Source organism: Sutterella wadsworthensis 2_1_59BFAA (assembly GCF_000297775.1).
In the GTDB taxonomy this organism is placed as follows: domain Bacteria; phylum Pseudomonadota; class Gammaproteobacteria; order Burkholderiales; family Burkholderiaceae_F; genus Sutterella; species Sutterella wadsworthensis_A.
Genome location: NZ_JH815513.1, coordinates 409767 through 420295, shown reverse-complemented (window position 1 = coordinate 420295; position 10529 = coordinate 409767). Strand labels below are relative to the sequence as shown.

Genomic DNA, 10529 nt, shown 5'->3' with positions numbered 1-10529 from the left:
CTTGAACGGCGCAAGCCATTCTACGGCTTCCATTGGATGTCCTTTGCAATGAAGGCAGTCCACTCGTCGAAATGTCACGTTGAGCTCAACAAAATACCCTAAAAGGGAGCACTCCTTGATTCTTCTGGAAACATAGCTGTGAACGAGCGGTGCCTCATGGCGGCAGCGCGAACATATCGGCATTGATCCTTCGACAGGTCGCAAATCAAGAATGAGAGTCTTCCTGCCATCTACGGGCGAGACTTGAATCTTGAAAGAAGTGATCTGGAAGCCGGGCCATGGATCGAGAGATTTGAAAAGTTGCCCTACAATATTGGTCATAGCGCTCATCCTTTTTTCGCGGTTCTTCTCTAGTAACTTGAATCTGCCTGAAATTTGGAGTGAGCGCTACTTTTTTTCTTGGAGGGAGCCGACCAGACTTTTTCTTAAAAGTCAAGGCCGCGTTCCACGGACTTCCGAGATGAACCCTTTTTTTTCGCCCTTTTTTCCGTCCTTCGAGGACTCCGAGGCCGCAGCGCTTTCCCGTGAAAGCCTGCGGTCTGTCGCTTTTGAGCAAAAAAAATGGACATGATGACAAACCGTTCATCACCCATCTATGATGAAAAATAAGGAGCAGGTGCATCGCCAACCATTCAGATCAGCTCATGAAGAGATACGGGTGCGACGCAGATCTCGGTGTGGTGATGAGGGCTTGGTTCCTGCGAATCTTTCATGATGCGACTTCGGGCCGCAGGGGGGCGTGCTTTGCTCTCATCTTTTTCATGAAAAAAAGAGGCCGAAAGGCATCAGAATTTTCCCTAGGGCGTTGTGCCTAGACGGAGGGGTGTCTGTTCTCGTCAAAGTGACGAAAACGACTGCGCCTTCGGTGGGGTTCGTCGAAGCTCCTGCCGAAGTCTTGTCCGGGCGTCGGGGCGTCTAGTACAAACGCCCGAGGCAGTCCGAAAGTCGGCGCAGGTATACTGCGATGCGTGGTAAACCCCGACAACGGATCACCGCCGTCGCTGGGGCGCCTTTCGCAGAAGAACGATTCAATCGTCTTCACTTCAACCCTCCCTCCGAAAAAGGACAAGACTCATGGCGGATCCCAAGACTCAGACTGCCTGCGAGGAGAATCCGAAGGTGGGCTTCGGCGCGTACATCGCGCTCGCGCTTGCCATCATCATCTTCTCCGGCGTCTTCTACAAGATGCCCGACGCCTACAAGTGGCTCGGCGCCTTCGACTACACGACCCTCATCGGCAAGTACGGCACTATCGCCGGCACGGCCAGCAACTTTCAGGGCTCCGGCGGCTTCAGCGCCCGCGCGGGCTTCCTCTTCTCCCTCAATCTGTTCCCCGGTGTCATGCTCGCCATGGGCCTCATTGAGGTGCTCTCCTTCTACGGCGCTCTGCGTGCCGCTCAGGTCATCCTGACGCCGCTCCTCAAGCCGATCCTCGGCGTGCCGGGCTACACGGGCCTTGCCCTCATCACCGACCTTCAGTCCACCGACGGCGGCGCCGCCATCACGCGCGCCCTGCACGACGAAGGCCGCATCACGACGAAGAACCTCGTGACGATCTGCGCCTGGCAGTATACGGGCGCGGGCTGCGTGTCCAACTACTACTCCACCGTCTCCGGTCTCTTCACGCTCTTCACCGTGAAGGTCTGGATCCCGATGGCCCTCATTCTGGTCCTCAAGTTCGTGGGCGGCGCTCTGATCCGCACCATCCTCAGCACCGTTTATCGCAAGGACTTCGAAAATGACTAATCACTCCACCACCTCGAAGAATCCCTTCGACATCTTCATCGTCGGCCTGCGCAAGGGTCTCGACATCGGTCTCTACAGCCTGCTGCCGAACGTGCTGATGGCCTTCGTGCTCACGTACATGCTGAATCTCTTCGGCGTCATGAAGTTCCTCGGCGACACCTGCGGCGGCGTGATGGGCGCCTTCGACCTTCCGGGCGAGGCCATCACGGTGCTTCTCGCCACGTGGCTCTCCTGCGGCGCCGGTGTCGGCGTTGCCGCCAGCCTGGCCGCTGCCGGCCAGCTCAACGCCCATGACGTGACGATTCTCGCGCCGGCCTTCATTCTGATGGCCTCCCAGATCCAGTACATGGGCCGTCTTCTCGGCGTGGCCAACTGCCCGAAGAAGTACTGGCCGCTGCTCATGTTCAACAGCGTCTTCATGGCCTGCCTTGGCATGATCGTGATGCGCTTCGTCGCCTGACCGCGTCCCTGAGCAATCACAACCCGAAAGCCGACGGCTTTAGCCGCCGGCTTTCGCGCTTTCCGGTTCTTCAAAATTTTGGGAATGCAGACAAGTCGTTGTAAAATAAGATTTTTCGTCGGTCCTCTCTTGCGATGGGAGCCTCTTGCGAAAAGAAGCCGGAGACCATTCGGGCCTTTTTTCGCAACAGGCTGTCGCAGCAGGCATCCTCCGCGTCAGGCGTTACCCTCGGATGAGGATGCGCGGCCGCCATGGACCGGACGGGTGATCCCGCCCGGTTTTACAACATCAAAGTCGAGATCAGTGAACATGCAGGATCTTTCCGAACTCATCGAGTCCGCGCGTCAGGACTTCGCTCAGGCAGAGCAGCCCGCTGCCCTGGAAGACGCCAAGGCCAAGTACATCGGCAAAAGCGGCGCCGTGACGGCTCTCATGAAGAGCCTCGGCCAGCTCGCGCCCGAAGAGCGCCGCGCCCGCGGTCAGGAAATCAACAAGGCCAAGGCCGCTATCGAAGCCGCGCTCAACGCCCGCCGCGAACAGCTCGCTCAGGCCGCCATGCAGGCCAAGCTCGCCAGCGAAGCGATCGACGTGACCCTTCCGGGCCGCGTCCGCACCGAAGGCGGCATCCACCCCGTCATGCGCACATGGATGCGCATCGAGGAGATCTTCCGCTCCATCGGCTTCGACGTTGCCGACGGTCCCGAAATCGAAAGCGACTGGTTCAGCTTCACGGCCCTCAACAACCCGCCCAACCATCCCGCCCGCTCCATGCAGGACACGTTCTACGTGGACCGCTGCGACGAGGAAGGCCGCCAGCTGCCGCTGCGTCCGCACACCTCTCCGATGCAGGTTCGCTACGCCCGCACGCATGAGGCTCCGATCAAGATCATCGCCCCGGGCCGCACCTACCGCGTCGACTCCGACGCTACGCACTCCCCGATGTTCCATCAGGTCGAAGGCTTGTGGATCGGTGACGACGTGAGCTTCACCGACCTCAAGGGCGTCTACAGCGACTTCCTGCGCCGCTTTTTCGAGACGGATGACCTCGTCGTTCGCTTCCGTCCGTCCTACTTCCCGTTCACCGAGCCGTCCGTTGAAGTTGACATGATGTTCACGAGCGGCCCGCGCAAGGGCAAGTGGCTCGAGATCTCGGGCGCCGGCGAAGTGCACCCGAACGTCGTGCGCAACTTCGGCCTCGATCCTGAAAAGCACATCGGCTTCGCGTTCGGCTCCGGCCTCGAGCGCCTCACGATGCTCCGCTACGGCATCGACGACCTGCGCCTCTTCTTCGAAGGCGACCTGCGCTTCCTGCGTCAGTTCAACTAACCGGGCCAACCATCGAAAGGAATTACTGAAATGCTGTTTACAGAAGAGTGGCTGCGTCAATATTGCAATCCGCAGCTCAGCACCGAAGAGCTTGCCGAAACGCTCACGATGGCCGGCCTTGAAGTCGAGGAGGTCACGAGCGTGGCTCCCGCCTTCACGGGCGTAGTCGTCGCCGAGGTCCTCACCTGCCGCGATCATGAGAACTCCGACCATCTGCACGTCTGCGAAGTGAATGCCGGCACGGGCGAAACGCTCCAGATCGTCTGCGGCGCCCCGAACGTGCGCGCCGGCATCAAGGTCGCCTGCGCCACGATCGGCGCCGTCCTGCCGGGCGACTTCAAGATCAAGAAGTCCAAGCTGCGCGGCGTCGTGTCCATGGGCATGCTCTGCTCCGCCCGCGAACTCGGCATCAGCGAAGAGCACAACGGCATCTGGATTCTTCCGGAAGACGCGCCGATTGGCACGGACATCCGCGAGTACGCCAGGCTCGACGACTCCAAGATCGAGATCAAGCTCACGCCGAACCGCGGCGACGCGCTCTCCGTTACGGGAGTCGCCCGCGATCTCCATGCCGTGACCGGCGCTCCGCTCGTCATGCCCGCCATGGATCCGGTGCCCGCCACATGCGAATGCGTCAAGCCCGTCGTGATCGAAGCCCCCGACCTCTGCGGCCGCTTCACGGGCCGCGTGATCCGCAACCTCAATCCCGCCGCCGAGACGCCGCAGTGGATGCGCGACCGCCTCGAGCGCGCCGGCATGCGCCACATCTCCGCGCTCGTCGACATCTCGAACTACGTCATGCTCGAGCTCGGCCGTCCGACGCACTTCTTCGACCTCGCCAAGCTTGAAGGCGACCGCATCACCGTGCGCTGGGCCCGCGAAGGCGAAAGCCTGAAGCTGCTCAACGAGCAGACGGTCGAACTCACGCCCTACTACGGCGTGGTCTGCGACGGCGACACGCCGTCGTGCATCGCCGGCATCATGGGCGGCGAAAAGAGCTCCGTCTCCGAAACGACGACCGACCTCTTCATCGAGGCCGCCTTCTGGCAGCAGCTCGCCATCCAGGGCCGCTGTCGCAAGCTCAACTTCTCGACGGACGCCGCCTACCGCTTCGAGCGCGGCGTCGACTTCGGCACGAACGCCCAGCACATGGAATACGTCACGCGCCTCGTCCTCGAGATCTGCGGCACGTCCGAAACCCGCGTGGGCCCGGTCGACGACCAGATCGTCAACCTCCCCGAAAGGAAGCCCGTCACGATGCGTGTCGCCCGCTGCCTGAAGGTGGTCGGCATGGACATCCCCGTCGAGGCCATGCACAACACGTTCACGCGCCTCGGCTTCGAATACACGTTCGACGGCGAGGTCTTCACGGTTCAGGCTCCGTCGCACCGCTTCGACATCGAGATCGAGGAGGACCTCATCGAGGAGGTTGCCCGTCTCTACGGCTACGAAAAGCTTCCCGACCGTCCGCCGCTCGCCCGCATTGCGATGAAGTCTCCGAAGGAGGCCTCCCGCACGGGTCACGCGCTTCGCCGTGAAATGGCCGTCCTCGGCTATCAGGAGCTCATCAACTTCTCGTTCGTGCCCGAAGCCTGGGAAAAGGACTTCGCCGGCAACGACGCGCCGATCCGCCTGCTCAACCCGATCGCGAGCCAGCTTTCCGTCATGCGCACGCAGCTCGTGGGCGGTCTCGTCGACATCCTGAAGTACAACCTCAACCGCAAGGCCGAACGAGTCCGCGTCTTTGAGCTCGGCCGCGTGTTCTTCCCGGATCCCGCCGTGCTTGACGGTCCGTGGTCCGTCAAGGGCGTGCGCCAACCGTCCCACATCGCAGGCCTCGCCTACGGCACGGCCAGCGACGTTCAGTGGGGCGTCGAAGCCCGCCGCGTCGACTTCTACGACGTCAAGGGCGACGTCGAGCGCCTCGTCGCTCCGCTCAAGGCCCGCTTCGTGAAGGAGGTCTTCCCCGCCCTTCATCCGGGTCGCAGCGCCGCCATCTACGTCGGCGAAAAGCGCGTCGGCTTCATCGGCGAACTTCATCCGAAGCTCGTGCACGAATACGGCCTGCCCAATGCGCCGGTCGTCTTCGAGCTTGAGGTCGAGCCGCTTCTCACGCTCGAGCTGCCGCGCTACACGCCCGTGAGCAAGTTCCAGCCGATGCGCCGCGACGTCGCCGTCGTGGTACCTGCCGACTTTGAAGTGCAGGTTCTCATGGACGCCGTCAACGACGCCCGCGTCTCCGACGCCCGTCTCGGCGCGCTCGTCTCTTTCGGTCTCTTCGACCTCTATCGTCCGAAGACCGACGAGGGCGATGCCGAGAAGTCGCTTGCCTTTGCCGTCGAGCTCAACTCGACGGGCGAGGAGGCCCTTACGGACGCAGAGGCTGATGCAACGATGCAGGCCCTCGTCGAGGTGCTCGAACGTGCCGGTGCACGCCTTCGCGCTTGATCAACGTCTTCATCCTGCGATCTGCGCCCTCTCCGTGAGGGCGCAGGTCGAGAATCCTTATGAAATCCTTCACTGAATCTGGTGTCCTCTTCCCCGACGACTGGGAGAACGAGCCCGAAGAGCCCGCGGTTCCGCCGCCCGCCCCCGAGCCCAAGCCCGAGCGCAAGGTGCGTGACACGGCCGCAAGGCCCGCCCCGAAGCTCGCGTCCGAGGACGAAGACCTGGACTACGGCACGCCCTGCTTCAAGAGGGCGGACCTGGTCGATCTGCTCTGCGAGGAGCACGGGTTCGATGTCGCCGAGAGCCGCGCCTTCGTGGCGGAGTTCTTCGACATGATCTTCGACCATCTCGTGCAGGGACATATGGTCAAGCTCTCGGGACTGGGCAGGTTCTCCGTGCGCTACAAGGCGCCGAGACCCGCCCGGAACCCCTGGACGGGCGAAACGGTCATGCTCGAGGAGCGTACGGTGGTCTGCTACCAGTCCTCCGACACTCTCAACACTCGCGTCACTGCGAAGCTTCGTGAGAAGAAGAAGGGCTGAAAACGCCTGCAAAAAGGCAGGGCTATCACGTAAATATGGTATTTGAAGAAATGCTCTTGCTTTTTTCGGCAAGCTAGGATAAACTTCAAATCCTTCGGGGCGTAGCGCAGCCTGGTAGCGCACTTGCATGGGGTGCAAGGGGTCGCGAGTTCGAATCCCGCCGCCCCGACCAAATCCAGGAAAAGAGGTTGTTCAGAAATGAACAGCCTCTTTTTTTTCATCCGTACCTAGCGCCCGGGGGCCTCCGGTCGTTTCGAGCCGTAAGGTTCCCTTGAGGTTCGCGGTCTAACATTCATGATGCAGGCGTCCGCACGCGGCGGGCGCCTTTCGATTCCACGACCCAAGGAGAGACGTCATGACGCCGCAGGAAGCCGTCAGTGCATTTTTCAACACCATGAGGAGCGAGACCGATCAGGCGGGTCTCATGTACTCGCAGTTCGCCGTCGTTCAGGCGCTCGATTACGTCATCGACCGCTGGGAGGATCTCAACCCGCTCGCCCGCGACAAGGCGGGGAACCGCACTCGAGAATGGCTCGAGCACCTTGAGACGGTCTTCGGCGGCATGAGCACCGAGGAGCTCTGCGCGCACAAGTTCGACTTCTCCGCCGAGCTTCGCGACATCGCCGACCGCGGCTTCACCGAGGACCGCGTGATCCCCGACTACAGGGGCGACAACTTCCAGCGCGTCGCACAGGCCCGCGCCATTCTCGCCGACGGCATCTACGGCTCCGTCGACGGCATCGTCGCGCACATCAGGGACCAGGGCTGCCCCTACGCACTCCACGCCACGAGCCTTGAAATCGTCCGTCGCCTCGCTCGCATCGACGTCGAGCGCTTCGGTGAGGACAACTGCCCCGGCCAACTGAAGATGCTCGAGACGATCGAGTCGCTGCGCGGCTGATTTGCATAAGTCGACATATGCGCGTCCGAACTTCGGACGCGTACCCGAAGTCCCGTCCGGCGTCCGCCTGCGGGACTTTTGCGTTTGAGTCTTCATGCCCCTTCTTGCGCTTTCATCGGGCAGGCTTTGCTAAGATCGAAGGATGCCGCCTGCGCACGCCGCAGCCGGCGCTCAGAAAAAGAGGAGAGGATAGTGCGTACTGCATTCAAACTTCTGCCGGTCGTCGCCGGCATCTTCGCCGCGGCCTTTGCCGCTCCGTCCCACGCCGTCGGCGGCCCGAGCGGCCTCAAGGTGGGCTATGCCGTGCAGGGCACGCTCGGCGAGACGATCGTGAATCCCTACGGGCTTGCGCCCCTCACTGCCGTCATCAGGAACGGCGGCTACGTCCTCAAGCATGCGACCGTGCGCATCGTCCCGAAGGAGGGGGGCCAGGAGATCAAGTACGACGTTGGCTCGCAGACCCTGCGCACGCACGGCGGAATTCCCGTCTTCGGCCTCTACGCGGGCTGGCGCAATACGGTCGAGGTGACCTATACGCGCGTCTTTCAGGGCGAGGAGAAGACCGTGACGGAAAGCTACGTGATCAACACGCAGCCTGCCTGGCTTGAAACGACGGGAAATCCCGCGATTGCCCAGAACTTCATGACGGCCAAGGTGACGACGCCCGCGCCCAAGGAATTCTCAGATCGCCTCTACTTCATCAACAATCTCGGCGCAGCCGATGTGCGCGCGAGTCGCGCGGTCTGGAACAATCCCGTGGGCGGCGCCCTGCAGTGGAACAATCCGCCGCGAAACGCGATTCTCGACACGAAGGGCGAGATCCGCTGGTACATGAAGGCCGACCGCATCTATGATCCCGAGTCGCTCTACGACGCGGGCATCATGATGGGCTTCCATCAGAACGCCGACGGCGCGCTCTCCTGGGGCTACGGCCAGCACTATGCGAAGTACGATCTGCTCGGCCGCAAGGTCTTCAACCGCCGCCTGCCCGCCAACTACGCCGACTTCAGCCACGCGATGATGCCCGCTGAAAACGGCGGCTACTTCCTGCGCGTCGCTTCGCCCGACCTCAGGCGCGCCGACGACACGCGCGTGCGCACGGTCCGCGACGTGATCATCGAGGTCGACGCCTCGGGCGAGGTCGTCGACGAATGGCGCCTCTTCGAGATTCTTGATCCGAACCGCAACATCGTCCTCAAGTCGATTGACCAGGGCGCCGTCTGCCTCAACATCGACACGTCGCAGTCGGGCAAGACGCTTTCCGCCGAGCAGCTCGCCAAGCTCGAGGCCCAGCACGCCTTCGGTGACATCGCGGGCACGGGTGCGGGCCGCAACTGGGCCCACGTCAACTCAGTCGACCACGACCCCGTCGACGACTCGATCATCCTCTCCTCCCGCCACCAGTCCGCCGTCGTCAAGATCGGCCGTGACAAGCAGGTGAAGTGGATCCTCGCCGCCCCGAACGGCTGGCGCGACGGTCTGAAGGACAAGGTCCTCACGCCCGTCGGCAAGGACGGCAGGCCCCTCTCGTGCCGCATCGGCAAGTGCGAGGGCGGCTTCGACTGGACCTGGACGCAGCACACCGCCTGGAAGATCGATGAGCTGAGCAAGGGCGACATTGTCTACGTCTCCGTCTTTGACAACGGCGACGGCCGCGCCTTCGTGCAGCCCGAGGACCAGAACGAGAAGTACAGCCGTGCCGTCGTCTACAAGATCGACCAGAAGGCTATGACCGTCGAGCAGGTCTGGGAGTACGGCAAGGAACGCGGCCATGAGCTCTACTCGCCGATCACGTCCTCCGTCGAGTATCAGGCCGACAAGAATTCGGTCGTCGTCTATTGGGCGAGCATCGGCACGGGTAGCAAGACCGGCCCCGCGCCCGTCCTGACGGAATTCCGCTGGGGCGAAACGAAGCCTGCCTTCGAGATGCACCTCAAGGGCGGTCTGGGCTATCGCGCACTACCGATCGATGCGCAGAAGGCTTTCGTTCGCTGACGCTCCTGCAGCCTGACGGGCCGACAGGATGACAAGGGGAGGATTCCGCAGGTAGTCCTCCCTTTTGTTATCTAACGGGCCGTAAAACCTCTCCATTCATGGGGAGGATATAAGGCCCAAATGGGCATTTGGTCGTAAAGCACGCATTCTTGAAGGAAGTGTGCCATGATGTTCAGATGAAGATCACCTGCGCCTTTCAATACGAACTCTATGTTGACGAGACCCGACGTGCGGCCTTGAGCCGAAACGCCGGTTGCCGCAGGTTTGTCTTCAACAAGGCGTTGGGGATCCAAAACGAGCGCAAGTCTAAAGGTGAAAAGCTTCTCACCTACAAGGAGCTCGCCCACGAGTTGGTGCTCTGGAAAAAACAACCCGAGACCGCCTTCCTTCGAGAGGCCATGGCCCAACCGCTCCAGCAAGCCCTGCTCGATCTCGATCGCGCCATCAGCGACAGCTTCCGTCCCAAGAGCGATCCGGCACACAAAGGATGGCCGAAGTTCAAGGCGAAAGATATCGGAGACGGCTTTCGGGTTCCGCAGTTTGCTCCAGAACACATCGACAATGCCAACGGGCGAGTCAAGCTCCCGAAGATCGGCTGGATTCGATACCGTAGAACGCGCGCCATCGCGTTTGAGTGTGCGAACGGGACGCTCGTTCCCGGTGTCGTGAAACAGATTCACGTCAAGAAGGACTGCGGCCGCTGGTTCGTGATCTTCACGGTTGAGTTCGAAGTCCAGGCCCCCGACATGAAGGCGCTCGATGTCGGAATCGACGTCGGCGTCGTGCATGCCGTCGCGACGAGCGACGGACGATTCTACGATCTCGACACGGAGAAGATTCGCTCGATCGAGAAACGCATTGCGGGCTTGAAACGCAAGCTTTCGCTCAACCAGGAGTCGCGAAAGAAACTCGCGAAGTTGGGACTGGCGGAGCCTTTTGACAAGAAGCAGCCGAGTCGCAAGCGCCGTCAGCTCAAGGAGAGGATTCAAAACCTATACCGAAAGATTCGTTGCATTCGACAGGATTTCCACAGGAAGACGGCGCATGCGCTCGCGCAGGAGTACGGCTGCGTGTACGTCGAGGACCTGAAGGTGAAGAACATGACGGCGTC

8 protein-coding genes, 1 tRNA gene and 1 pseudogene are annotated in these 10529 nt (G+C 61.5%); 9 read left to right on the top strand and 1 reads right to left on the bottom strand.

Annotated elements, in window-relative coordinates; translation table 11 throughout:
- A pseudogene (locus HMPREF9465_RS13610) lies at window positions 1-321 on the bottom strand (hypothetical protein); the annotation flags it as partial.
- A 753-nt stretch (window positions 322-1074) separates the two neighbouring features.
- On the opposite strand from HMPREF9465_RS13610, the gene HMPREF9465_RS01925 reads away from it, so the two are divergent.
- The 9 genes from HMPREF9465_RS01925 to HMPREF9465_RS12145 form a co-directional block, all read left to right on the top strand.
- Window positions 1075-1746, top strand: coding sequence for a hypothetical protein (locus tag HMPREF9465_RS01925; RefSeq protein WP_005433570.1), 672 nt, complete (start codon window positions 1075-1077; stop codon window positions 1744-1746).
- Entirely contained in the window at window positions 1739-2206 is a 468-nt protein-coding gene (locus HMPREF9465_RS01920; RefSeq protein ID WP_005433569.1) for a YjiG family protein, read from the top strand. Before HMPREF9465_RS01925 ends, HMPREF9465_RS01920 begins: the two co-directional genes overlap by 8 nt.
- A 309-nt stretch (window positions 2207-2515) precedes the next feature.
- A complete protein-coding gene (pheS, locus tag HMPREF9465_RS01915; protein ID WP_005433568.1) occupies window positions 2516-3532 on the top strand; it encodes a phenylalanine--tRNA ligase subunit alpha in 1017 nt (338 codons plus the stop codon).
- Window positions 3533-3562: 30 nt separating this feature from the next.
- The gene (gene pheT / locus HMPREF9465_RS01910) at window positions 3563-5980 is read left to right on the top strand and encodes a phenylalanine--tRNA ligase subunit beta (protein ID WP_005433567.1); all 2418 of its coding nucleotides are present in this window, start codon (window positions 3563-3565) and stop codon (window positions 5978-5980) included.
- A gap of 59 nt (window positions 5981-6039) precedes the next feature.
- The gene (locus tag HMPREF9465_RS01905) at window positions 6040-6522 is read left to right on the top strand and encodes an integration host factor subunit alpha (protein ID WP_005433566.1); all 483 of its coding nucleotides are present in this window, start codon (window positions 6040-6042) and stop codon (window positions 6520-6522) included.
- A 95-nt stretch (window positions 6523-6617) separates the two neighbouring features.
- Window positions 6618-6694: transfer RNA gene (locus HMPREF9465_RS01900), tRNA-Pro, on the top strand.
- A gap of 183 nt (window positions 6695-6877) precedes the next feature.
- Window positions 6878-7423, top strand: a complete 546-nt coding sequence (locus HMPREF9465_RS01895) for a hypothetical protein (RefSeq protein ID WP_005433563.1) — start codon at window positions 6878-6880, stop codon at window positions 7421-7423.
- 192 nt (window positions 7424-7615) lie between these two features.
- The gene (locus HMPREF9465_RS01890) at window positions 7616-9418 is read left to right on the top strand and encodes an aryl-sulfate sulfotransferase (RefSeq protein WP_005433560.1); all 1803 of its coding nucleotides are present in this window, start codon (window positions 7616-7618) and stop codon (window positions 9416-9418) included.
- Window positions 9419-9594: 176 nt separating this feature from the next.
- Window positions 9595-10529: RNA-guided endonuclease InsQ/TnpB family protein (locus HMPREF9465_RS12145; RefSeq protein ID WP_005433558.1), on the top strand; the 935-nt coding region annotated here is incomplete at its 3' end.